General features: G+C 36.9%; 23 protein-coding genes. 12 read left to right on the forward strand and 11 right to left on the reverse strand.

The genetic code is table 11. From position 1 onward, the window contains the following. Nucleotides 1-839: 839 nt before the first annotated feature. Both IEV85_RS11550 and IEV85_RS11555 read left to right on the forward strand, forming a co-directional pair. On the forward strand, nucleotides 840-1,883 hold the full coding sequence (locus IEV85_RS11550; RefSeq protein ID WP_188463435.1) for a glycosyltransferase family protein: 1,044 nt from the start codon (nucleotides 840-842) through the stop codon (nucleotides 1,881-1,883). Nucleotides 1,884-1,890: 7 nt separating this feature from the next. Then, on the forward strand, nucleotides 1,891-3,255 hold the full coding sequence (locus IEV85_RS11555; RefSeq protein WP_188463437.1) for a GH1 family beta-glucosidase: 1,365 nt from the start codon (nucleotides 1,891-1,893) through the stop codon (nucleotides 3,253-3,255). A 173-nt stretch (nucleotides 3,256-3,428) separates the two neighbouring features. On the opposite strand, the gene IEV85_RS11560 is transcribed toward IEV85_RS11555, so the two are convergent. The 7 genes from IEV85_RS11560 to IEV85_RS11590 form a co-directional block, all read right to left on the reverse strand. Further along, entirely contained in the window at nucleotides 3,429-3,704 is a 276-nt protein-coding gene (locus tag IEV85_RS11560) for a hypothetical protein (protein WP_188463440.1), read from the reverse strand. A gap of 57 nt (nucleotides 3,705-3,761) precedes the next feature. Beyond that, complete coding sequence (locus tag IEV85_RS11565; RefSeq protein ID WP_188463442.1) at nucleotides 3,762-4,322, reverse strand: YdeI/OmpD-associated family protein; 561 nt, start codon at nucleotides 4,320-4,322, stop codon at nucleotides 3,762-3,764. Nucleotides 4,323-4,391: 69 nt separating this feature from the next. Then, nucleotides 4,392-4,967 carry an NAD(P)H-dependent oxidoreductase gene (locus IEV85_RS11570; protein WP_188463444.1) on the reverse strand — a complete coding sequence of 192 codons (576 nt, stop codon included), beginning with the start codon at nucleotides 4,965-4,967 and terminating at the stop codon, nucleotides 4,392-4,394. A gap of 92 nt (nucleotides 4,968-5,059) precedes the next feature. Beyond that, nucleotides 5,060-5,620 (reverse strand): Crp/Fnr family transcriptional regulator, encoded by a 561-nt coding sequence (locus IEV85_RS11575; RefSeq protein WP_188463446.1) that lies wholly within the window; start codon nucleotides 5,618-5,620, stop codon nucleotides 5,060-5,062. Continuing rightward, nucleotides 5,617-6,777, reverse strand: a complete 1,161-nt coding sequence (locus IEV85_RS11580) for an acyltransferase family protein (RefSeq protein WP_188463448.1) — start codon at nucleotides 6,775-6,777, stop codon at nucleotides 5,617-5,619. Before IEV85_RS11580 ends, IEV85_RS11575 begins: the two co-directional genes overlap by 4 nt. Before the next feature lie 60 nt (nucleotides 6,778-6,837). After that, nucleotides 6,838-7,770, reverse strand: coding sequence for a LytTR family DNA-binding domain-containing protein (locus IEV85_RS11585; RefSeq protein ID WP_188463450.1), 933 nt, complete (start codon nucleotides 7,768-7,770; stop codon nucleotides 6,838-6,840). A 122-nt stretch (nucleotides 7,771-7,892) separates the two neighbouring features. After that, the gene (locus IEV85_RS11590; protein WP_188463452.1) at nucleotides 7,893-8,768 is read right to left on the reverse strand and encodes an SRPBCC family protein; all 876 of its coding nucleotides are present in this window, start codon (nucleotides 8,766-8,768) and stop codon (nucleotides 7,893-7,895) included. Nucleotides 8,769-8,957: 189 nt separating this feature from the next. Between IEV85_RS11590 and IEV85_RS11595 the strand changes: the two genes are divergently transcribed. Continuing rightward, a complete protein-coding gene (locus IEV85_RS11595) occupies nucleotides 8,958-9,239 on the forward strand; it encodes a YciI-like protein (protein ID WP_188463454.1) in 282 nt (93 codons plus the stop codon). Between the two features lie 19 nt (nucleotides 9,240-9,258). Here the strand turns inward: IEV85_RS11595 and IEV85_RS11600 are convergent, their stop codons facing one another. The 3 genes from IEV85_RS11600 to IEV85_RS11610 all read right to left on the reverse strand — a co-directional run bounded on the left by IEV85_RS11600 (nucleotide 9,259) and on the right by IEV85_RS11610 (nucleotide 12,531). Continuing rightward, nucleotides 9,259-9,906, reverse strand: coding sequence for a DUF6629 family protein (locus IEV85_RS11600; protein WP_188463456.1), 648 nt, complete (start codon nucleotides 9,904-9,906; stop codon nucleotides 9,259-9,261). Between the two features lie 265 nt (nucleotides 9,907-10,171). Continuing rightward, nucleotides 10,172-11,182, reverse strand: coding sequence for a cytochrome d ubiquinol oxidase subunit II (locus tag IEV85_RS11605; RefSeq protein WP_188463458.1), 1,011 nt, complete (start codon nucleotides 11,180-11,182; stop codon nucleotides 10,172-10,174). A gap of 8 nt (nucleotides 11,183-11,190) precedes the next feature. After that, on the reverse strand, nucleotides 11,191-12,531 hold the full coding sequence (locus IEV85_RS11610) for a cytochrome ubiquinol oxidase subunit I (RefSeq protein WP_188463460.1): 1,341 nt from the start codon (nucleotides 12,529-12,531) through the stop codon (nucleotides 11,191-11,193). Nucleotides 12,532-13,065: 534 nt separating this feature from the next. Between IEV85_RS11610 and IEV85_RS11615 the strand changes: the two genes are divergently transcribed. From IEV85_RS11615 to IEV85_RS11650, 8 genes are all read left to right on the forward strand, one after another. Further along, complete coding sequence (locus IEV85_RS11615; RefSeq protein WP_188463462.1) at nucleotides 13,066-13,965, forward strand: helix-turn-helix domain-containing protein; 900 nt, start codon at nucleotides 13,066-13,068, stop codon at nucleotides 13,963-13,965. A gap of 81 nt (nucleotides 13,966-14,046) precedes the next feature. Then, a complete protein-coding gene (locus IEV85_RS11620; protein ID WP_188463464.1) occupies nucleotides 14,047-15,519 on the forward strand; it encodes an alpha/beta hydrolase in 1,473 nt (490 codons plus the stop codon). A 273-nt stretch (nucleotides 15,520-15,792) separates the two neighbouring features. Next, entirely contained in the window at nucleotides 15,793-16,422 is a 630-nt protein-coding gene (locus IEV85_RS11625; RefSeq protein WP_188463466.1) for a hypothetical protein, read from the forward strand. A gap of 357 nt (nucleotides 16,423-16,779) precedes the next feature. Continuing rightward, nucleotides 16,780-17,868, forward strand: coding sequence for a serine hydrolase (locus tag IEV85_RS11630; protein WP_188463468.1), 1,089 nt, complete (start codon nucleotides 16,780-16,782; stop codon nucleotides 17,866-17,868). Between the two features lie 31 nt (nucleotides 17,869-17,899). Continuing rightward, a complete protein-coding gene (locus IEV85_RS11635) occupies nucleotides 17,900-18,238 on the forward strand; it encodes a hypothetical protein (protein WP_188463470.1) in 339 nt (112 codons plus the stop codon). Continuing rightward, the gene (locus IEV85_RS11640; RefSeq protein ID WP_188463472.1) at nucleotides 18,231-18,800 is read left to right on the forward strand and encodes an RNA polymerase sigma factor; all 570 of its coding nucleotides are present in this window, start codon (nucleotides 18,231-18,233) and stop codon (nucleotides 18,798-18,800) included. The genes IEV85_RS11635 and IEV85_RS11640 overlap by 8 nt, the downstream gene beginning before the upstream one ends. Next, nucleotides 18,797-19,120, forward strand: coding sequence for a hypothetical protein (locus tag IEV85_RS11645; RefSeq protein ID WP_188463474.1), 324 nt, complete (start codon nucleotides 18,797-18,799; stop codon nucleotides 19,118-19,120). Before IEV85_RS11640 ends, IEV85_RS11645 begins: the two co-directional genes overlap by 4 nt. Nucleotides 19,121-19,318: 198 nt before the next feature. Then, a complete protein-coding gene (locus IEV85_RS11650; protein ID WP_188463476.1) occupies nucleotides 19,319-20,017 on the forward strand; it encodes a CAP domain-containing protein in 699 nt (232 codons plus the stop codon). A 247-nt stretch (nucleotides 20,018-20,264) separates the two neighbouring features. Here IEV85_RS11650 and IEV85_RS25085 read toward each other — a convergent pair whose 3' ends face one another. Beyond that, nucleotides 20,265-20,396 carry a hypothetical protein gene (locus IEV85_RS25085; protein WP_262892146.1) on the reverse strand — a complete coding sequence of 44 codons (132 nt, stop codon included), beginning with the start codon at nucleotides 20,394-20,396 and terminating at the stop codon, nucleotides 20,265-20,267. Between the two features lie 219 nt (nucleotides 20,397-20,615). On the opposite strand from IEV85_RS25085, the gene IEV85_RS11655 reads away from it, so the two are divergent. Continuing rightward, nucleotides 20,616-22,763, forward strand: a complete 2,148-nt coding sequence (locus IEV85_RS11655; protein WP_188463482.1) for a glycoside hydrolase domain-containing protein — start codon at nucleotides 20,616-20,618, stop codon at nucleotides 22,761-22,763. Nucleotides 22,764-22,915 lie beyond the last annotated feature (152 nt).

Raw genomic sequence — 22,915 nt, forward strand, 5'->3', positions numbered from 1 at the left:
TGTTAATTATTTTATCTCAAATTTTTGTAATGATCTATGTATTTGATGATATCTAATCGGTATTTCCGATGTCTGCAATCGATTGTTTTAATGGGTAAATTTTTTTGGATTTCAGAGTGTAAAAAATTTAACAAAAATGTATTTCATTATTAAAAAAATTAAAATATTCCGTTATGTCAATTCCTTTTGAACTCCTATATCTTTTGTATTTTAACGAAATCGATTGCGAGAATTATTTAAAAAAATTTGCAATTGGTTTGCTCTGATAAGATTTAGTGTCCTTTATAAAAATTTGGTTTACTTCCAATAGGTACATTGGTAATTATAAAACATGAATTTAATATTTATTTTTATTAAATCAATTACTTATACAGATAAATACAAAATAAAATATTTTAATATTCTGATAATTCATTCTTTTTGGATAGCATAACCTGTTAAAAAATTATAATAGTTTGTGTTTAAGGATAGAGATTTTCGGTATTAATTTAAGAGTGGGCTTTATTGAATTTGACGTAATTAACTAAATAGCAATATTAATTTGGGATAATCTAAGCGTCTTAGCTCCGGCTGCATATTAAGTGAGTGTGATTTATGGATAAAATTCTTAATGAAAAGTAATAATCTCTTAAACGTAGCTTAAAAATCAGTTCACATTTCGTTATTACCTTTAAAGTATTCAAAATTCAAGAGGTATGAAGAAGATGATTAGAAAATTTCAGAATGCTTTAATTCGCTTGTTTCTTTACAAGTTTCAAGACCTGTATTCTCCATTGCGCCATCATAAAGCCTCTCATTAAATCAGGTTTTATTTACTAGTGAACAGGAGAAAAGAGAGTATGAAAATATTATATGCTATTCAAGGAACAGGAAATGGTCATTTGAGCCGTGCGAGGGATATTATTCCTCTTTTAAAAGCAAAGGGAGAGGTTGATGTACTGGTAAGTGGCATACAGGCTGATGTAAACCTTGATTATCCGGTTAAATACACCTATTCAGGCCTCAGTTTTATTTTCGGCAAATCCGGAGGAGTTAATATCTGGGAGACGTTTAACAAGTGTGATTTCAGAAGGCTGAGGAGAGAAATTAAATCAGTGCCTGTAGAAAATTATGATTTAGTCATTAATGACTTTGAACCCATTTCAGCCTGGGCATGCTTTCTAAAAGGAAAAACCTGTGTTTCTTTAAGCCATCAGACGGCAGTTATAGCAAAAGGAGCTCCCCGACCTGCCAAAAAGGATCTTTTGGGTTACTTGATATTAAAATATTATGCTCCGGCTACCGCTGCCTATGGTTTTCACTTCCACTCTTTTGGAACAAATATATTTACTCCTGTTATTCGCCAGCAAGTCCGTAATATGGAGGTTACAAAGGAGCCTCATTATACTGTTTATTTGCCTTCCTATTCAGATAAACACCTGGTAAAAATCTTATCTAAAATACCTGATGTGCAGTGGGATGTATTTTCAAAGCATAATAAAAAACCATTTGTTTCTGATAATGTAAGGGTAAGGCCAGTCAATAATGAAGATTTTATTTCAAGTATGGTTTCCAGCACAGGGGTGCTTTGTGGTGCCGGCTTTGAAACTCCTTCTGAGGCGCTTTTCCTTGAGAAAAAATTAATGGTGATACCTATGAAAGGCCAATTTGAACAACAGTGCAATGCGGCAGCTCTTCTGAAAATGGGGGTTCCAGTGGCCCACTCTTTAAAAAAGAAATTTATTCCTCATATTAAACACTGGGTCGCCTCCGATGCATATATTAAAGTATCTTATCCTAACCAAACAGAAGCCATTTTGAATGAACTGCTGGAAGCTTACGTTCCGAAAGATTCAGTAGTCTTCGAGATAGAAAACCAGGAATTTCAGTTTAAACCCGCCTAATTTTTTTATGAGTTATAGTAAGGAAGAAAACAATTCCTTTTTTTCAAAAGCTGCTTTTGGTTCGGATTTTCATTGGGGTGTTTCCAATGCTGCCTTTCAGGTAGAAGGAGCTTGGAAGCAAGATGGTAAAGGTTTATCAATCTGGGATGATTTCACTCATCAAAAAGGTAAGATTTTCGGTGGACACCATGCGGAAATAGCATGTGACTTTTACAATCGATTTCGCTCTGATTTAGACCTCATGGCTTCTATGAGTATTCCGAATTTCCGCTTTTCCATCAGTTGGAGCAGAATTATGCCTCAAGGCGTTGGTCAGGTTAATTCCAAAGGTCTAGATTATTATGACAGGCTTGTGGATGAGTCTATGAAAAGAGGTATTACTCCTTGGGTTACTCTTTATCATTGGGATTTACCTCAGGCACTGCAGGAAAAAGGTGGTTGGACAAATCGTAATATAATCTATTGGTTTGAGGAGTATTCTCAGGTTGTTGTTAAAAAACTTGGTGACCGTGTAAAGAATTGGATGGTACTGAACGAGCCTATGGTTTTTACAGGGGGAGGATATTTTCTGGGCATCCATGCGCCTGGCCAAAAGGGTATTTCTGCTTTTATTCCTGCTGTACATCATGCTACGCTTTGCCAGGGGATAGGAGGAAAGGTGGTTAGGGAGTTCTGTACTGATGCGAATATAGGGACTACATTTTCCTGTTCACATATTGAACCTTATGCAAATAGTGAAAGAGACCATCACGCGGCACGTAAAATAGATGCCCTTTTAAACCGTCTTTTTTTAGAGCCTGCTCTTGGCAGGGGGTATCCTTTTCGTGACCTGAAGCTTTTGAATCGTTTGGAAAAATATATACAGCCGGGAGATGACCGCCTCATGAAATTTGACTTTGATTATATAGGTCTTCAGAATTACACACGGGAAAAGGTAAAGTTCTCTCTTTTTACACCACTACTTTGGGCCAATATTGTAAAAGCAGAAAAGAGAAACGTACTTACTAATCAGATGGGGTGGGAGGTGTATCCTGAGTCTGTTTACCATATGCTAAAACAATTTTCTTCCTATCCAGAGATAAAGAAAATCCTAATTACCGAAAGTGGGACCGCATTTAAGGATACTTTGGCTAATGGAGAAGTAAATGACCCGGAGCGTACTGCTTATTTAAAAAGGGTACTGGAACAGGTTCTGAAAGCTAAAAGGGATGGTCTTCCGGTAGAAGGTTATTTCATATGGACTTTTACTGATAATTTTGAATGGGCTGAAGGCTATCTGCCCAGGTTTGGTATTGTGCATAATGATCATAAAACACAAGAAAGGGTTGTGAAATCATCCGGCAAGTGGTATGCTGATTTTCTACAAGGCTGATTTGAAATGTCCAACTTGAAAGGCTAATAAAGATGTTCTTTAAGCTAAAACAATCCTCATTTCAAGCATTCAATTACTCTTACACTCAAGTATTTAAGTTTGATTTGAGGGGGATTTGGAAGTAATAGATTGCTATCAGGTGATTGGAATAAGATCGATTAAAGCGTTGAACCTTAGCTGAAGAGCCAATACCATATTAAAAACAGAAAAAATGAAGTAAAAACGACAAATCCTATAAGTGCGATCCTATCAGATCGCTTTTTCTTTTTTAGAAAACTATGCTTAAATGCATCAATTTCTTCTTTTGAAGCCTCTTTAAATTTGAGTTTCGGAGCTTTAATAAATTGATTATTTTTAGCAGTTTGAAAAGGAGACTTTTTATTTCTTAAAGCTCTGTTACTATCATAACTATCTTTTGCTGCTCTGGTAAAACCTAATCCGCCTGTCATTTGATGAAAATAAGAATATTTAACTAAAGAATCTGTATAACATTTTAAAAAATAAACTCATCGATACCTGTCATTCAACCCTTGCCCCTCTAAAATCAAAGGAGTAATTTTTTTAATCCGATCAAGTTGGGTCTGCGCTCTTTTGGCCGTTCCAATATACTCAGCATATTCCTTTTGCTTAAAAGGGGTTAATTCAGAAAATGCTGTCTTGAGTTTTTCATCTGCATTGAATGCATCATTCAGTGCCGTAGGGATTAAAAGTTTGCCTGACTTTTCAGGCTTCCACTTTAATCCTTTCTTTTCATTTGCAATTGCCTCCTGAATATATTCATTAATCTTCTGCTCATCCATTTCGCTGGTTGAAGTAAATTGCCAATGCCGAAGCGCTTTGGTTTTGCTTTCCTGAGCGTTGCCTAACACTTTATAAGGATCTTTCAGAAATACTCCATTGAAAAACCAAAGGCTGACATAATTTTTGAAAGCAGAAATGGAGAGCACGTTCCCACCGTTAATAGTATACACTTCGCCTCCCCATTTTTTAGTTTTTTGAAGTTCTGTTTGTTGTATAAGATTTCGTAAAAAATCTAACTCTTCTTTCCAATCAGACTCCTTGCTCATAATTAGGTGATTTTAAGCTATTAATATAGCCAATTTTCCAAAAAACTGCAATAAAGGATTTTAATGTGATTACTTATTACGTTGTCCTAATCGCTCAACTTTTCTGAGCCACTTATCCCTAAAAGTAGTTTTTGAATGCCTTATGGGGCCAATATTGGTTATCCTGACTGGTTTTATACCGCAAAATTCTAGAATTGTTTTTTTCATAGCATAATTGCTTGGCTGCCTATAAATTAATCTATAATACCAGGCAGGTTGATCCATTGTGCTAATAATTCTGGCAGTTTTGCCTGTCAGGTATTTGTCCCACCATAGGGAATCTTCTCTCTTTTGGAAAGCAAAACCCGGCAATAGGGTTCGGTCAATAAAGCCTTTCATAATAGCAGGAAGAGAGCCCCACCAAACAGGATATACCCATACTAAATGATCAGCCCATTTAATCTTGCTTTGCGCCTCCAGCAAGTCAGGTTCCAGCTCGGTTCGCTTTCTGTAACCAAACTGTAGATTAGGCTCAAACTGTAAGTCTCGGATTGAAATTTCCCGTATTTCTGCTCCTGAAGATAGTGCTCCTTTTTTATAGGCTTCAGCCAGGGCAAAATTGAAGCTCTCCTTGTCCGGGTGTCCGTTGATGATAAGTATTTTCATAAAAATGCCTTTTTGATTGTTTTCTTTTCATCAAAAGTAGCAGGGGAAGCCATTAAGGAACGAGGACATTTGTCTACAAATTAAAAATTTACTTAAGAAATTTCCGCTCTTAATCTGCTTAGGTGCCGGGGAGTTACATTGAGAAAGGAAGCCAGGTGTTTTAAAGGAATGTGTTGGACTAACTCTTTTCTGTCCTGAATCAATTTTTCATAGCGCGATTTGGCATCAAGCCTTTGTAAATCCAGCATACGCTGCTCTAATTCCAGGTATTGTTGGGCCACCAGTACTTTAAAAATTTTCATCCACCCAAAGTACTGTTCACTCAAGGCAAATAAATCTTCTTTTTTGACTACTTCCAGCTCTAAAGTGGTAAGGGCCTGAATGTTTTCATGCGTAGGCTTTCCTTCCAGCAAACTTGAAAGCGCTGTCATCAAATTGTTTCCGAATGTGAGACAATAGGTTATTTCTTCTCCATTAGGTTTGGTAAAAAAAGAGCGCAAAATTCCTGATCGGATAAAAACCACCTCTTTTGAAATATCACCTTCCCGGATAAGGAAAGCTCCTTTCTTTAGTGTTCGGTAAGTGGTTAAATCATTCAATAATTGAAGCTCTTTTTCACTAAGTATATTAAAGGATTGAAAGTATGACCTCATGTAATTGTTGATATTTTGCCGGGTTGCTGTGGCAATTTTGTCTTTTTTTCTGATTTTAAACCAAAAAGAAGGCGAAATACTCTTACTCTTCTTATTACCAGTTCGTACAGGATCCAACAGCCTCCGAAAGTGCCAATTACTAAAATACTTGCTTTTGCCCAAAATCCCCAATTGAGATCGTATAAATAGAGGCCTATAGCTATAGTTACTGACTGATGAAGAATATAAAAAGGATAAACTGCCTCATTACAATAGCTCAATCGTTTACCGGGTTTATTGAGGTAAGTTGCTGCGTAGCCAAATATAGCCAATATCCACGACCAGAAGTTAAATACCATAAATCCGGCCTCTATAAAGTGGATTAATACAGAATCTTCCCAAATTATCCTTAAGCCGATCATCAGTGTAAATCCAATCAGGCCGCAATACAAGTAAGCCCTTCTTCTTTGCTGAACCACCTTCCAGAAAGTATCCTTTACCGTCATCAGTAGAAAACCGAAGAAAAATAGTGTAATAAAGTTTGAGAAGTTAAACCAATCGTTCAACAGATCATGAGTAGAAGGGAAAAAAGGCTCCACCAGTGATTCAATTAAATATAGAGGTAACAGAAAAAGGTATAAACCCAATGGCTTGGCAATAATTCTATTTGTAAACTTTATAAAGGCAGCCTCAGGGTTTCTTTTTAAATATACAAAGATGGGAGTGAGGATGAGGGAAAACACCAACAGATAAGGCAAAAACCATAAGTGATGCCAACTGATATTACCTTCCGGATATACTCCTATGAATGCCAGTTGAGGCCAGAAGTCAAAATATCCTCCCTGAAACTCACCTTTATATACCCTTTCTGCATACACTTGCACCGGAACTATTACTGCCATACCGAATATAAGAGGAATTAATAACCTTTTAATACGCTCACCCATAAATTGAAATCCGTTTCTTTTATTGAGGGCATAAAAGGAACCCATGCCGGATATGACAAAGAGAATAGGCAAGCGCCATTGGTTAAGAAAGCGCATGGGCCAGGTGAGGTCTTCATAAAGAACATTGTTTTTAATGTGCCACCCCCATGGGACAAAGAACATTCCTACATGGTAAAAAATAAGTAGGCCAAAGACAATCACTCTGAGCCAGTCTAAATCATATCTACGCATAGTTTCAAATTTTGTGAGCAGCAAATATATTTGACTGGTGCAGCTGAGAAAAGTAGCTTGTTATGGCTGACAAGCATTTGTGACAGATGACAAAGGTGAGTTACTTAAAGAGGTCATCCTTTCATTAAAGTTTGGAATTAAGCTTCTGGAAACCGGTACTTTTATCGATAGACCGGATAATGTTAATTGATAACCTCCTGCATTTCCCTGGGTTTGTACAACAGTATTTAAGTTGACCAGCCAACCTCTGTGGGTCTTCAGAATTTCAGGAAAATCTGTTAACTGCATTTCTAACTCTTTCAGGGAAATTCTTTTTAACAGTTTAACGGGCTCTTTTTCTGATTGAATAAAAAACTCTGAATAGTTACCATCACTCCGTACCGCAATTAAATCGTCAAGAACGAGTTTAAATTCATCAGCTTTCACCTGGGCTTGAATAAGTTGCGTTGAATTTTTATCGTTGGCTTTACTTCCTGATTCTTTCACTTGTAGGGCCGCTTCATTGTTTTTTCGGAGTTGGAAATTATAATTAATAGGTATGATCAGCACTATAATCAAGAATCCTACTAAAAATGTATTTCTGATTTCTTCAAAAAAATAAGCATAGCTCCAGTTATTAGGGTTATTATAGATTATGTCTCGTATTAGAAAGTTTTCTATTCCAATCACTAACAATACTATTAGAATATGTATGAATTCATTGCCAACTGTCCATGTCCGATAGCTTTTTGAGAAGTAATCGAGCAGGGAAAAATATATTAAAGCAATGAGAGAAGGTATAAAAGTATGTAAGAAGCATATCCAGAAATAGCTCATTTTATGCTCGCCCCGGTTCACATTAAAAGGCTCAAAAATAAAGTTGAACGAAAATGCAATAAGGAAAATGAGTAGAAAGTATTTCCAGGAATTAGACTTCGTATAATAGAATGGATAGGTTTGTTGAAAAAAACCGATTAAAGATTTAATTAAACTATTTTCACTCACTCTTTCCATTATAGGAGCAAATATAATGTTATTCGGATGTAAGAGCTATTCTAAATTAAATGATTAATGTAATTTGAGGGTTCCAGCTAAGAACCCTGAAGTTTTGATGCCGAATATTTTCACATGGTAGTCTATTTGTTTTCACAAATTTCTTTCAGCTTTTTTAATGCTTTAGGCCACGTTTCATCAAAATATGATAAATATTCCTGATTGGTTTCGGTTTCTATTTTAAGTAAAGTGCCACCATTATTGCTTTCAAAGGTGTAATTTTCTAATGCTCCTGCCCAAGGCTCCACCTCAGGTCCTGATGTAATTTCCTCTCCATTACCCAACAGGCCCAAGTGCTCAATACTGACAAAGTGATTCGGAATGTTTTCTTTTATTTTGCTTACCATACCACCTTCATTTCCTTCCTCATCAGAGCCTAAAAATAAAATCTTAGCACCTTTTTCCCAGCTACCTTTAAAATGAGATCCGGGATTGAAAAAAGAAGTCCATTCTCTGTAAGGCTTATCTTCCAGCATCGTAAGGTATACCTTTTTCGGAGATGCATCAATGTGAATTTCATAATGGAGTTTATCAAACTTATTGAGCGATTCAGTATACTTTTTAAAATTATCCAGAATAGCCTGCCAGCCTTCTCTTTGTAACTCTTCGGAATTTTCTGACTCAGGTTCAAATACTTCAGTTACCCGAATAGCATCATTATTTTTCTCGAAAGTAATCTTCACCTTTCTACTGTCAGCCAAGGTGTACTCAATCAATTGATGCTCGATTATCTGATCATATTTTCCTTCGAGATCAAAAGCTGCGCTTCCGTCTTTAGCAGCCATATTGTATTTAAAAGTACCACCCTTTTTTAAATCGTTTTCAGCAGAGGGCGTATGCCAATCATCAGAGGCATTATTCCATTGAGTGATGTGTTCTGGCTGTGTCCAGCTAGCCCAAACCTGGTTAAGAGAGGCTTTTACTTCGGTTGTAACAATGATGGCTTTTGTAGTTTCCATGGCTTTGAAATGTTTAGTTTCTTTTTGTCAAATATACGGATTTGCGTAACTGAGGGAGATGTGTAAAGCCGACAATATGCGGGTGAAATACGACATAAACTACCTGGTTTCAGGTTTGTTAGGTATTTGTTATAGATATACTGTCAGGAATCATTAAATTACTTGTTTTAAAAAATAAAGAAACTAAAAATGAACTACTACATCCTATTTTATAAAACCATTGAAAATTATGTGGAGAAAAGAGCTCCCTATCGTTCAGAACACCTAAAGCTAGCGAAAGAAGCGCATGAAAAAGGCGATATCATTATGGCCGGAGCCTTTGCTGAACCGGCCGATGGGGCGGCACTCATTTTCAAAGCCGATAGCCCCAAAATAGCAGAAGATTTTGCCAAAAACGATCCGTACGTGAAAAATGGACTCATCAAAGAGTGGACTGTGAGGCCATGGACTGTTGTGGTAGGAGGAGAGTGAAAACACAATTCTCTTAAAACTAACCTTCTACTTTCCCCAAGCTTCTCACAATTAAAAGTATTACTACGCTAATAGCAGCTGCAAAAAAACACCAGACTGAGATCAGGTTTTTGTTGAAGAAAATAGAGGTGATAAGAAAGGAAACGAACACCAAAGCACCTAGTATTTTCATGTATTTTACTGATGAGAAAAATGGTGAAATTACAATCGGAATAAAATACATAATGGAAAACAGGTAAATTTCAGTATGCGGAAAATCTAAATTGTATTGAATATGTCCGTTTACTATTGCCGCACTTACCGGGAAAGATAAAAGACAAAAAGTAAGGTAGGAAGAGACAAGTATTCCCATCCAAAGAAATATGGTTTGCACTTTCTTTTTCTTGTTGTTTTCTTCTAAACTCCACACAGATAAAGGTACCCAGGTAGGCCATATTACCTGAGCGAATAGTAGGAAGCCGTACATCGAGGAAGTCTGCAGCTCAGAAAAGTCACTGTTAATATACGATAGCCAAAGAAAGCCCTCAAAAAATTGTTGCGTAGCAAATAATATGGGTATTACGGCTAAAAAATTCTGCTGAGGCTCTTTTGCATATTTTACAGAACCTGCTCCAACTGCTAATAAGGATGCTCCCGCAATAAAACTGGCACTGGGTGAAAAACACATACAAAAGTTGATGATGATACTACTACTCCCTACGAGTTATGCTACTTTCGGTTAGCTGAAAGGAAGCCAATATCTGATAAAAGCGTAGTTCTTTTACGGTTTTGGTAGAGGGAATTTAGTCCTTAAAAAGATGCATGGTTCTTTGCTTTTCTAATCATGCCACTTCAACTTGAAAGTTTCTTTTCTTTCTTTTAGCTATTATAATGAGATTTGATTTATGTGACTATTGCGTTAATACAATTCTTTAAAAACACCCCATCATGACCTAACTCACTGATCTATTCCTTTGGAAACTATAAATCAAATATACTAATGAGGGAATGATAAAAACTCCTCCGATCAATAGGGCCCAGCCCAATGTGATAATAGGCTTACCCATAGCAGCACTATTGTATAAAGAGAGGTTATTACCTCCTTTTAAGATGATAAAATCAGGGAAGTAGTGCAGTCCAACAGCAAAGAGGATCATGCTGATTTGGAAACCTGCTATTAACCTTGTCAGCACTTTCTTGTTTTTCCCAAGAAAATACCATAGCAATACAAGCGAAGCGGTCGCTAAAAGTAAAATAACAAGCGTAAAAGGATTTGTCACCAATTCTCTCATGAGTGATATACCTTCAATTTCAGCAGCCAGAAATACAATGCCTCCGGCAATTACAGTAGCTATATTTAATACTTTTGCCTGTCTGGTGAAAGCTGCTTTAATTTCTTTGTCGGCCGCTTCTCCCATCAAAAATACGGCCGCCAGAAATCCGCAAATTGATACTGTAAAAAGACCTACAGAAATAGGGAAATAGTTGAACCATGGCTGAATATATCCACTATAAAAAGTAGTTGCATTAGTGTCAATTTCCCCTGCAATCATTGAGCCTGCAATTATTCCCAGGAATAGAGGAGTGATAAAGCTGGAATAGGTAAAAATGATATTATAAATACGCTGCATATCATCCTTTACAGCATCATAATGCCTGAAAATAAAAGCAGTTCCCCTGCCGATAATACCCAAAAGCATCAGTAATAAAGGAATATGCAAGTGTACTGAGAGTACAGTATATATCGTAGGAAAGCCCACGAAAAGAATTACGATTGTGATGATCAGCCACATGTGGTTGGCTTCCCAAATGGGGCCGATGGTTTCATAAGCAATGGTGCGCATCTTCTCTCGTAGCTTTACCGGGGTAATTAATTCCACAATACCGGCTCCAAAGTCGGCTCCTCCTAATAAAAGGTAGAGCAAAATGGCTAAGCAAAGAAATATTATTACTACATATAACATATCAGTATTTATTGAGGGGTTAATGCTTTTTTCTGGTCTTTGCCTTCTTCATAAGTTGTAGGCACAGCTTTGATTTGCCTGTATAACAAAAAGGTGACTATAAAAGACAAGGAGACATATACAGCAGTAAAAATAAGAAACGAGTAGAAAATGCCTGGCATAGGCGTAACGGCATCTTTTGTTCGCATAAAACCATTAATTATCCAGGGCTGTCGGCCTACTTCTGTCACCGTCCAGCCGGCTTCCAGAGCAATAAAACCTAGAGGAGTGGCTAACACAAAAAGCCAGAGATACCATCTTTTCGTTTGCCAATTTTTATTTTTCCAGTGGGAGAAAAAGTAGAGTAAACTGAGTGCCATCATGATCATCCCCAAACCTACCATCACCTGAAAGGCAATATGTGTAATCAAAACAGGTGGCTGATCTTCTTCAGGTATTTGATCCAGGCCAATTACCTCTGCTTCAAAATCGCCATGGGCTAAAAAGCTCAAAGCACCGGGGATTTTAATCGCATAATCTACTTCTTTGGTGTCTTCATTGGGCAAGCCTCCAATTAATAAGGGCGCACTTTTAGAAGTTTCAAAATGAGCTTCCATGGCCGCTAACTTAGCGGGCTGCCTTTCAGCAATATCTTTAGCCGATAAATCACCGGAAAGAGGTTGTAGCAATGCGGCAATTCCTCCATAAACTATAGCAATTTTAAAAGCTTTCCAGTGGAATTGCTTATTCTTATTTTTGAGCAACATGAGTGCGTGAATGCCGGCTACTGCAAAACCTATGGCAGCAAATGCCGCCAGCGTCATGTGGAGAGACTGCGTAAACCATGCGTCATTAAACATAGCCGCAACAGGATCAATATTGATGTACTTTCCATCTACATAATCAAAACCTGCCGGGCTGTTCATCCAGGCATTGGCAGCAACCACTAAAATACCGGAAGCCAATCCACTTACGCCTACCACAATTCCGGTAAACCAGTGGAACCATTTATTGAATTTGTCCCAACCATACAGGAAGAAACCCAGGGCAATGGCTTCAATAAAAAAGGCGGTGCCTTCCAGTGAAAATGGCATCCCAAAAATAGGTCCTGCATGCTCCATAAATTCGGGCCAAAGTAAGCCTAGCTCGAAGGACAGCATAGTGCCGGAAACAGCTCCGGTCACGAAGAAAATAGCCACTCCTTTACTCCACGCTTTGGTTAAGTTTTTCTGATGGAGGTCGCCAGTTTTCAGATATTTGTAGTGCGAAGTAGCCATAAAAAAAGGCATTACCATGCCAATACAAGCGAAAATTATATGAAAGCCCAGAGACAGAGCCATTTGAGAGCGGGCAGCAAGAAGATCCTCCATAGGTGTCAGATATTTTGGTATAAATTTACTTTGTAATCATTAGAATAACATGGTTTTTTAGGAAAAGATTTACCGAAATGGTTATTATTCTTGCTTTTGTTCTTGGCCTTCTAGAGTTCATTTTCTTATCAGTATTACAGGCTCCCAAAACAGTCCTTTTTTAATAAATAAATTCAAAATATCGCCCAATGTTTTGCATTGATTTATCTACTGTTTTCGTATTTTGGGACCTTCAATAAAATGGGTATCGGTAGTTAAAAAAAATAGTCTTATTTTGAAATAGAATTTTGGTAAAATGTACTAACAACATTAATTCTATAGATGATGCTTGATACTTCACTTGATTCCCCCAATTTTTATTTCCTTTTAATGGTATTTCAAGGATTGCTATTAACGATATTAATTTTTCTCACCCGATCCAACATAAAGCCAAACACTTATTTTGCTATTCTTATCTTTCTTTTCTCTATTTCTTTATTGCATACAGTGTTGGAATCTTCAATTCATGCTTTCAATGTCAGATTTCCGGTACCAATGGATTTTGGATTAACTTATGGTCCATTAGCCTACTTGCACATACTCCATATTAAAAATCCGCAGAGAAAATTTAGTTTTAAAGATTTTCTACACTTTTTGCCCTCATTACTTTTTGATGGATTACTTTATACCGCAGTTTTTTTATACATAAGTGAGAACATAGATTGGGCTTATGCTAATATCTCATTGATACAAACTTTTGCACTTTATGGATCACTCTTGAGTCTTATCCAATTTTCTATCTATACCTATCTTATCTATAGAGAGTCTAAGGAAACTAAATTTGTTTTGAGGGACTATGCTGAAGTTAGAAAGTGGTTATCTGCACTGGTAATATCATGGATATTTGTGATCGGTTTTTTAATGGTAGTTATTATAATTTCTTTAATTTTTGTTGATCAATTAGATGATAATTCTGCTTGGGTGTACAATAGTCTCGGCATAGTTATTTCCTTATGGATTTTTGTTATGGGGTATTTGTATTTGCTAAAGTATGCTGAGCGAATAAATAAGTACATGATCAAAGTAAGTAAGTTTAAATTTTCTATTAGTGCATTAATTCATAAAAAGAACCAGTTGCTTGATGCCCTAACTAGAAACGAGTTTTACAAAGACCAAACTTTGACAGTAGCAAAATTTGCGGGCCATTTGGGCTGGCCAATTAATACTGTTTCCTCATTAATAAATGAAACACTGGAAACGAGCTTTAGCGATTTGATAAATCAATACCGTATTGCTGCATTTAAGGAAGAATGTGTTAAACAGGAAAATAGAAAGTACTCCATTCTTGGCTTGGGTCAAGCAGTTGGTTTTAGCTCAAAAACTTCATTCTATCGTATTTTCAAAAATGAAACAGGAATGACACCCTCAGAATACTTAAAGTTACAGAGCAATTAAGTCCCATATTGCTTTCTGGAACTTGCTTCATTTTTTCTTCAGTTTTTTACCTGCCAGCTTTGAAAAAAAAATCAAAGCAATATGAAAACTAAAATTTTATTAACAATTACAGGTGTAATTTTTAGTATTACACTTTACGGACAGGCTCGTATCATTGACCGGAAAATGAGAATATTTAAGACTGATGAAAATATTGATATAAATGGAGAGATTGGTTATTTAGAGGTTCCTGAAAACAGAAAGGATACTTTAAGCAGGTTAATTAAATTTAAATATGTTCGCCTCAAAAGTCTTTCAAAAAATCCGACAGCTCCTCTGGTCTTTATAGAAGGAGGAGGTGGCAGTAGTACCTGGCAGGCTGAAAACCCGGCAGTGCTTAAAGATTGGATAGAATTGCTCGATTTGGGGGACTTGATCTTTGTCGACAGGCGTGGTAATAATGACGAGGCACTTACCTACATCTATACTGAGGAGTTACCGGAAGACTTCTTTGTTTCAGAACATGAAGCTTACGCTCATTATGAGAAGATGATAAAGTCATCTCTTATAATATTTGATGAGAGAAATGTTGACGTGACAGGGTATAATATCGAAGAATATGCCTGGGATATTAATCAGCTGATGGGGGCTTTAGAAATAGAACGTTATTCTATTTTCGGGTTTAGTTTCGGGTCTCATATCGGAATGACTATGATAAAGCTCTTTCCTGAACAGATAGAGAAAGCCATCTTTGCCGGAGCTGATGCCCCCGATCAGGCATTTAATTATCCAAGGTATCTTGATAATCAAATTGATAAACTTGCAGGGATGATTAGAGAAGATGAAAAATTATCTCAAAGCATTCCTGATTTTAAAGCACTTCTCCATAGGGTAATGAAGAAACTAGAAAAAAAACCTGCTGTAGTGGTCATAAAAAATCCTGTCACTGGGAAGAAGATACATCTTAAAGTGGGTTCGTTTGGCCTGTCACTTATTTTGAGGTTGGATATTGATGATTATAATGATATACCTGCAATACCAAGATTACTCTACAGTATAGATCAGGGTGATTATACCATTCTGAAGTGGTTTTTACAGAAAAGAGTAGTATTTGCTTTAGCTGTATCGGGCAATGGTCTTAATCAACAATTGGCTTCCGGTGTAGATGAAAGTCGATGGGATCTTATTGAAAAAGAAGCAAAAGCAAGTGTTTTTGGAAATATAGTTAACTTCCCCTTTTCCGCTGCAAAAGATCATTGGGTTTCAAATAAACTATCATTTGATCCAAGTATACCGATTGTAACCAATATCCCTACCCTTTTTATAACGGGTGAGCTGGACTGCAGGACACCTGCTGAACAAGTGACGGAAACGATGAAAGGTTTTAATAATGCTTTACATGTAGAAGTTAAAAATGCAGGCCACGAGCAGGCCATGTGGGAAAGGGAAACATTTGATAAAATAATACCAATGTTTTTAAAAGGAGAGAGTGTAGAAAAAGTAGAAACGAATTATTCTGATTTAACTTTTATAAAGCTGAAAGGAAAAACAAAAAGGCATCCATCATTAAGATGAAGAATTATCAAATTAATAGAGGTTTTATCTTCTATTATCATTTCTTGGAGCAGAAAAATCTACCATAAATAATTTGGAGATAACTATTATTTATGTTGAAAGAAATTTAAAAGGTGTATTACCGTTAGACTTATTAATAAAGATGAACTCTTTCACTTTTGCTTCAATTTTCAAAGATGTTGAATAAAAGACTTTATTTCCTTTCTGATTATTAACTAAAAAAAATTGAGGAACCTTCAATTGACTTCGGGTACTTTCTTAATTCTTTTAAATATGAGATATATACTTTTCTTACTTTTTGTTGCAATTACAGCATCTTGTACCAATACAAAAATTAGTCATCATTCAGGTAAGCCTGTAATTCAGTCTGGAAACAGGATGCTTATTACAAGTATGCAGGGCTTTAGTAGTAATCAGGCCATGCAACTTGCAGCTGAGACCAGAGAAAAATTAAGTGATGACTTATTTACCGTTTACCTTCCGGAAGAAGAGTATATTTTATTGAAAGAAGGTTTGCTATATGATTCCATCCATGCCACAAAACTATCGGAAGAAACGAAAAAGAAGATAAAGGAGACACTAAACGTTCGTTATTTATTAGATGTAAAATTATTGAATAATAAGACAGGAGACTCCTATGGGTTTTATACAAACAATGAGCTAAACCGCTACGAAGAACCGTACAACAGGAACCAGGAGACAAATACTGCATCTGCTTTATTTACTGTAACCGATCTGGAGCAACCATCAGATAACCGCTCTTTTACAGTGAAAGTTAATATCAACCCCTTGATTATTGACGAAGAAGAAGGGGAGCAGCGTGTAAATGTTACTGATGGAAATACTGCCAGCCTAAAAGCCTATAGAAAAGGAATAAAAAGGATTAAGAAGTCTATTTTTTAAATCTGAAGGTCAATAGTAATTCATTTCAGATAAATTTTGTAAGAATAACTGATATAAGGCGGCACCTTATATAAGATCTGATTTAAAGCAATAATTTAAATGTTTAGAAAGGTTCAAGCGATAAAAGAAAATAATTTCTCTTCCATCATAAAAATGAGATAAATTAATGTATCCTCTCTGCAGACAATGTTTAGAGGCAGAGTTTAGGCAAAAAATTTAAACCCCTCCAGTATCTTTCTTTTTCCTGTTTCTTCTATAGGTTTTACTCTGCTGAAAATAGTTTGTAACCTTTTCCTTTCGGGTGGAGTCCAATGCCCGTTGATCAGCAAAATCTTTGTAAAATTTAAATGAAAAGAAATGAAATATATAAAATCGAAAATAATTACCGGACTGCTTTTTCTTTGTTTTTGCAGTGCCTTTGCTCAAAATGGAAGTCAAAAAATTAAAGGGTTAAACGATAAAACAATTTCTTCTACAATACTTGATGCCAGGCTGACCCATCTGATGGACTCTCTGGATATGCCGGGCCTCTCTATTGCTATAATAAATGATGCCAAAATTGTATACCATAGGGCCCTGGGAGTGGCCAATGTTGATACCGGTGAGCCTTTAACAGAAGAGAGCCTATTTGAAGCAGCTTCATTATCAAAGCCAGTTTTTGCTTATTTTACCATGAAGATGGTGCAAAAAGGTTTGCTCGATCTTGACAAACCTATGTATGAATATTTACCCCATCCGGGAATAGATTCTGCTTCGCAGGAGTGGTATAAACTCATCACTCCAAGAATGATTCTTTCCCATAGTACGGGCTTTCCTAACTGGTCCAATGATCAATTGATTACTATTTCATATAAACCAGGAACAAATTTTTCTTATTCCGGTGAGGCCTATCAGTACCTGGCAGCTGTGATTGGCCAGCTAAACGAAGTTGGTTGGGAAGATGGTTTAAACCAGGTTTATCTGGATGAAGTAGCAGTTCCTTTAGGCCTTCAGCATAGCTCCTTTACTGGAAACGATTATATAAAAACACATAAGGCGATGGGACATGAAAAGGGAGCTATTACAGACAAAGAATTGTTCGGAAAATCATTTGGAGCAGCCTACAGTCTGCATAGTAATGCGAAGGATTATGCTAAATTTCTTCTAGCTTTAATTAAAGAAGAAGGTTTGGAAGAAAAGTATTTCAAAGAAATGTTCAAAGAGCATAATCATTTTAAAGAAGATAACCCAATTAAGTTGCAGATAGGACAGACTGGCTGGGGATTGGGCATGGCTCAAAAACCACATCAAAAAGGAATGATGCACATGCACACAGGCAATAATCATGATTTCCAGTCTTACTGCATGATTATACCGGAAGAGGAGTATGGAATAGTATTTTTCACTAATTCAGATAATATGCAGGGTTTTTTAGAAAACTTTAAGCTTCTGGGAAAGCAATTTTAAACTTACTTTACACCGTAAAATATCAAAAGTTATGGATTCAGAATCAATTATTGCCATCGTAATAGGGGCTTCATTAGTCACCCTCATCGTGCTCATTGTCTTTATATTATCAAAATTTAATTTTCTGATTAAGAAGGAGCTTATTCAAAAAGGAGAAGCTTATCAGTTACCCAAAAATAGGTTCAAATACCTGGAATTAGGCTGTATTATCTTAGGTCTGGGAGTGGGATTGGGCTTTTCTTCCATCTTTACTGCCATGGATTTGTCTGAAGATGCGATGGATTTGCTGATATGGGCAACGATTCTCATATTTGGAGGAACGGGCTTGGTAGGCGCACACTTTATCCGCAGAAAACAGGAGGGTGAATAAAAGCTCTTCTGATATTGAACTGGTAAAGAAGGCAATAGAAGGAGATGCATCGGCTTTCCGCCAGTTGGTGCAGGAATACAAGGATGTATCTCTTTCTCTGACCTGCTCCATTATTAAAGATTATGATGCGGCTCAGGATGTGCTGCAGGATGCTTTTGTGAAAGTTTACAATAAGCTCCATCAGTTTTCAGGGAAAGCCGCCTTTTCCACTTGGCTGTATCGCATTGTGGTGAACACTGCCTTTTCAGCTCTGCGAAAGCATCAATATTTTACCCAGATTGAGGAGGTGGATGAAATTTATCATCAACCTGCTTCCAAGGAAGATAATTTTATGAAGGCAGCCGATCAGGAAAAATTTGTGAAAGCTGCACTGGACAGGCTTAAATCTGAGGAGGCATTGGTTTTAAGGTTATATTATTTATGTGAGTTCAGTATTGCAGAAACCAAAAAGGTGACTGGCTTTAGTGAATCGAAGATTAAAGTGAATTTGCATAGAGGTAGAAAAAATATGCATGAGCAACTGACGCGAATATTAGGGGAAGACATTAAACAATTGTTATGAAGGAAGAAGAAGCAAGAAATATTATACAAAAAAGTGTAGTGCACACCTCGGATGATTTTACCGATCAGCTGATGAGTAGAATTGCATTGGAGGAAAAGAAAGTGCCTTCTGTAAAATTACGCTTTCTGCCATTATTTATTGGCTGTCTGGCAGTACTGGGCTTTGCTGTACTATTGAGTTGGTGGGCTTCCGGTCTTTCCATGTCAAATGATATGCTAAATCCATCTATACTCAAAAGGATTTTTCAGATTGGCATCTCACTTTTCCTGATTATTAGTGTCAATTTCATTTACAGCTTAAAAAAGAGCTTAAGCTATTGATGAGAGGTAATTGGTTTCAGGGTATTTTTAAGGGTAAAATGTGTCTGTGCCTCATGTTGAAAATCCCAGTAATGTAATTTTTCAGCTTGTCGGATTTTTTATAGGACTTGTCGGTTTTCTTTTAATAAGTCCAATGGCTTTATTTCTAATTTTGAGGCTATTTTTATTTAACAGAATTTTTACCAAAACATACAGCAAATGAGAAATTTTATCCTTTACTCTTTTTTATTGATTTTCCTTTTTTCAGGATGTAAAGATGATGAGAATGCAAACCCAGTAGATGACCAAATAGAGAAGGAAGAAGAACTATCTAACGGTGAAGCTTTTATTGCAGAGGTTAACTTGGCCAGAAAAGCATTAGCAGGAGGAGAAGAAGAGTGGGACAAATATGTGATAGAGGTAATAGAACCCACTTTGGAAATTCTTTACCCAAAAGGTAGATACCTGGATAGAATAGATCCTGTAACTGAAACTAACCTTTATCTGGAACTCAAAAATGTATATAAAGATGGCGAGGTATTTACTAATGGAAATGGCTGGCAGGAAAGCATTCCTAAAGATCAGTTTCCAAATGTGAAGCCATTGACTCATGATGAAAAGCTGACCTCTGGCTGTGAGAAGTGGACGACTTTTTTTCTTGAGAATGAAGGCACCTATGGACACAATGATAGACCTGACAAGTATAATGTTTCTGAACCTGATGAAAGAGGGGTTTTTGAAGTTGTAGCTCCTGAATTTAAATACTATAACACCGCAAGGGCAGTGGTGGTGGTATGGCTATATGATCAGGGCAATAGAGTGAGAGGCCATAGAGCAATTTTATTGAAACCAGATATTACGCAGGGTGGTGGTTATGTAAATACTGAAGTTGGAGGTGCTACGGGGCGATTTCGTTAGTAAATTTACTAACGAGAGAGAAACTGCGAGTTGAGCAGTATTCATTGAAACAATTAAATCATAAACACCTGTATTTTAGTAGGTAAATGCAGGTGTTTTTTAATTGGAATAGTCATAATCAACTTTAGGAAATTTATGGCATCTGATTACCCTCATATTTCATTGTACCTTTCAATACCTTCTTCTGGTTCAACTTCTTAATTTTTATTCGGGTACTCGTTATACTTGTCAGGCAAAACAGCCATCTTCAAATCAGCAATATCCTTTGAAGAAACTTCCTTGGCTGAGTTGCTCCCCTTACTGCATTTACGCTGAATACCGGCAACCCATACAGCCGCACATTGCCAGCTACTGCCACAAAATACTGAACTACGTCCATTACAAACTTTTAATGCTTATCCAAATCCCCATGAGTAGGTGTTTTTTACCCTTTTTTTGATGAGCGGATATGATTTAAAGCGGGAAGACTTTATGTTAGGAGTTTTAAATTGAAAGTGGAATCGCTGTATGCATTGCTCATACTTTTACCTTTAATATTTATCAACAACATCCAAATCCGATATAATTGCCTGAAAGGCACTATCTAAAATACATTAAAATGAAAAAAACACATCCAGCCACTGGAATCCTGCTATCTGTTACCCGTGTAAATATCCTCTTAAACTTCGTGTGCATTTGCATTGCCTTATCATTTAGTCAATGCACTCAGTCTAAGAAGAATCAAGAAGCTACAACTTCTAGTAATAGATTAGATGATTTGGGCAGCAAGGTAAATGTATTTTTGGGCACCTCGGGCGATCATGGTCAAATGTCTCCCTCAGCCAGTTCTCCATTCAGCATGTTAAGTATAGGCCCGCAAACCACTGTGCATACCCATACAGGCTATGAGTATTACGCTAAGGAATTTGACGGATTTACCCATACTCACTTAGAAGGGGTGGGCTGTACCGGTAGTGGTGGAAATATACTAATTAAGCCGATACTCAATAAAAACGTAGAAACAACCTTGTTGAAATCAAAACAGTATGCCTCGCCTGGCTATTATGAGGTTTCTTTTGATAATGGGATAACGGCCTCAATGAGTGTGCTTGATAATTTTGGTGTAGAATATTATACTTATCCGAAAGATATTGCTGATAAAGGGCTGTTTATCGACCTTTCCTTTGCTTTGTCCAACAGGTTTATTGCTGAAACACATACAATTGAAGAAAATAAAATTTCAGGCTGGATAGACACCTATACGACCTGTCATGGAGGGATTTACAGAATATACTATGCATTACAATTTTCTAATTTTAACGCCTTTGAAAAGTTAAATGAACATCAGTATTATGTTTCTCTGAAAGCTGACTCCAAAAGCACCGAGGTTAAAGTGGGCTTTTCATCTGTAGGCGTAAAATATGCAGAGGAAAAGCTTAAAGATTCGAATATTGATAGTGTAAAAAGAGCATCAGATCAAGCTTGGAATTCACTTTTCTCACGTGTAACAGTTCAGGGAGAAACTGAAAGGGAGAATTTGTTCTATTCTCTTTTATATAGAGGTTTACAGGCTCCCTATAAAATAAGTGAAGGAGACAGTATGTATGCTGCTATAGATGGTTCCACTAAAAAGGCAGATTTTACCGTATACCATGGTTGGGCTATTTGGGACAATTACAGGGAACAATTACCGATGCTTTCTTTACTGTACCCGGAAAAGTACAAAGGAATAGTAAAGTCTATTGCAAATCTTTACCGCTATGGAAAAAAGGATTGGGCCACTAAGCATGAACCTTCCCCAACTGTTAGAACAGAACATGCAATTGCTGTATTGCTGGATGCGTATGAAAAAAATTATTCATTAGATCTCCTTTCTATTAAAGACTCTATCATTGCTGAGGTAAACAGGCTCAATTTTAACTCACCGGATAAAGCGCTAGAATCATCTTACGACCTGTATGCGGCATCTAAAATCATGAGTATTTTGAAAGATGATCAACTTGCAACACAATACCGTAATAAAGCGCTGGAGTATAAAAATTATTGGGAAAAAGATTTTGCTGATCTCAGCAGAGATGATGTTGATAGAATGCAAGCCAGAGGATTATACCAGGGTACAATCAGGCAATATCGCTGGTTTGTTCCTTATGACATCCAGGGGCTTAAAAACTTAATTGGAGGTGAAGCCCAATTCATTAAAGAACTGGATCAGTTTTTTGAAGAAAATAATTACAACCATGCCAATCAGCCGGATTTGCAGGTTCCCGGGCTATACAATGCGACCAGCCAACCGTGGAAATCTCAAAAACTATTTCGGAATATCATGTTAGATACTGTGGTTCAGAATTATTTTAATAACAACAGTAAAGGCATTGACCCTTATGTAGGTCGCATTTATCAGAACCAGCCAAAAGCATATCTCAGAACAATGGATGATGATGCAGGAACAATGTCTTCCTGGTTTGTACTCCGCAGCATGGGGATGTCACCGGCAAATATTGGCACTCCGGTGTATTACTTAACGGCTCCTATCTTTGAAAAAGTAAGCATCCATTTTCCTAACGATAAGAAGTTTGAAATTGTGGTTGAGAATTATGATAAGGATCATTTTTATATCCAGTCAGCCACTTTAAATGGGAAGGAACTCAATCAAAACTGGCTCCGGCACGAAGATATAGTGAATGGAGGTGAGTTAATTATAACCACCTCTGCAGTTCCCAATAAAAATTGGGGTATTGAAAATACGTTTGTGACGGAATTTAATTGATTGGACAGACTAGTTTTTCTTTAAAATGTTGGGCAGTAGAGGCGAGCTTTATCTTTCCATGTTCTGTGACTCACAGAACATTGGCTAAAAGGCCTGTGAGCCACAGGCCTTGGGATGACTAACTCTCGTTTGCCCAGAGGGGAGCCGATGGC

This window comes from Marivirga lumbricoides, assembly GCF_014636295.1.
Taxonomy (GTDB): domain Bacteria; phylum Bacteroidota; class Bacteroidia; order Cytophagales; family Cyclobacteriaceae; genus Marivirga; species Marivirga lumbricoides.

What these genes read in the sequence shown, in the direction of transcription:
- IEV85_RS11610 (WP_188463460.1), bottom strand. Translation starts at nt 12,531, where the DNA reads ATGGAGGATCTTCTTGCTGCCCGCTCTCAAATGGCTCTGTCTCTGGGC.
- IEV85_RS11550 (WP_188463435.1), top strand. Translation starts at nt 840, where the DNA reads ATGAAAATATTATATGCTATTCAAGGAACAGGAAATGGTCATTTGAGC.
- IEV85_RS11555 (WP_188463437.1), top strand. Translation starts at nt 1,891, where the DNA reads ATGAGTTATAGTAAGGAAGAAAACAATTCCTTTTTTTCAAAAGCTGCT.
- IEV85_RS11615 (WP_188463462.1), top strand. Translation starts at nt 13,066, where the DNA reads ATGGATTTTGGATTAACTTATGGTCCATTAGCCTACTTGCACATACTC.
- IEV85_RS11595 (WP_188463454.1), top strand. Translation starts at nt 8,958, where the DNA reads ATGAACTACTACATCCTATTTTATAAAACCATTGAAAATTATGTGGAG.
- IEV85_RS11580 (WP_188463448.1), bottom strand. Translation starts at nt 6,777, where the DNA reads ATGCGTAGATATGATTTAGACTGGCTCAGAGTGATTGTCTTTGGCCTA.
- IEV85_RS11590 (WP_188463452.1), bottom strand. Translation starts at nt 8,768, where the DNA reads ATGGAAACTACAAAAGCCATCATTGTTACAACCGAAGTAAAAGCCTCT.
- IEV85_RS25085 (WP_262892146.1), bottom strand. Translation starts at nt 20,396, where the DNA reads ATGGACGTAGTTCAGTATTTTGTGGCAGTAGCTGGCAATGTGCGGCTG.
- IEV85_RS11655 (WP_188463482.1), top strand. Translation starts at nt 20,616, where the DNA reads ATGAAAAAAACACATCCAGCCACTGGAATCCTGCTATCTGTTACCCGT.
- IEV85_RS11645 (WP_188463474.1), top strand. Translation starts at nt 18,797, where the DNA reads ATGAAGGAAGAAGAAGCAAGAAATATTATACAAAAAAGTGTAGTGCAC.
- IEV85_RS11560 (WP_188463440.1), bottom strand. Translation starts at nt 3,704, where the DNA reads ATGACAGGCGGATTAGGTTTTACCAGAGCAGCAAAAGATAGTTATGAT.
- IEV85_RS11650 (WP_188463476.1), top strand. Translation starts at nt 19,319, where the DNA reads ATGAGAAATTTTATCCTTTACTCTTTTTTATTGATTTTCCTTTTTTCA.
- IEV85_RS11570 (WP_188463444.1), bottom strand. Translation starts at nt 4,967, where the DNA reads ATGAAAATACTTATCATCAACGGACACCCGGACAAGGAGAGCTTCAAT.
- IEV85_RS11605 (WP_188463458.1), bottom strand. Translation starts at nt 11,182, where the DNA reads ATGTTATATGTAGTAATAATATTTCTTTGCTTAGCCATTTTGCTCTAC.
- IEV85_RS11575 (WP_188463446.1), bottom strand. Translation starts at nt 5,620, where the DNA reads ATGAGGTCATACTTTCAATCCTTTAATATACTTAGTGAAAAAGAGCTT.
- IEV85_RS11585 (WP_188463450.1), bottom strand. Translation starts at nt 7,770, where the DNA reads ATGGAAAGAGTGAGTGAAAATAGTTTAATTAAATCTTTAATCGGTTTT.
- IEV85_RS11565 (WP_188463442.1), bottom strand. Translation starts at nt 4,322, where the DNA reads ATGAGCAAGGAGTCTGATTGGAAAGAAGAGTTAGATTTTTTACGAAAT.
- IEV85_RS11625 (WP_188463466.1), top strand. Translation starts at nt 15,793, where the DNA reads ATGAGATATATACTTTTCTTACTTTTTGTTGCAATTACAGCATCTTGT.
- IEV85_RS11635 (WP_188463470.1), top strand. Translation starts at nt 17,900, where the DNA reads ATGGATTCAGAATCAATTATTGCCATCGTAATAGGGGCTTCATTAGTC.
- IEV85_RS11630 (WP_188463468.1), top strand. Translation starts at nt 16,780, where the DNA reads ATGAAATATATAAAATCGAAAATAATTACCGGACTGCTTTTTCTTTGT.
- IEV85_RS11620 (WP_188463464.1), top strand. Translation starts at nt 14,047, where the DNA reads ATGAAAACTAAAATTTTATTAACAATTACAGGTGTAATTTTTAGTATT.
- IEV85_RS11600 (WP_188463456.1), bottom strand. Translation starts at nt 9,906, where the DNA reads ATGTGTTTTTCACCCAGTGCCAGTTTTATTGCGGGAGCATCCTTATTA.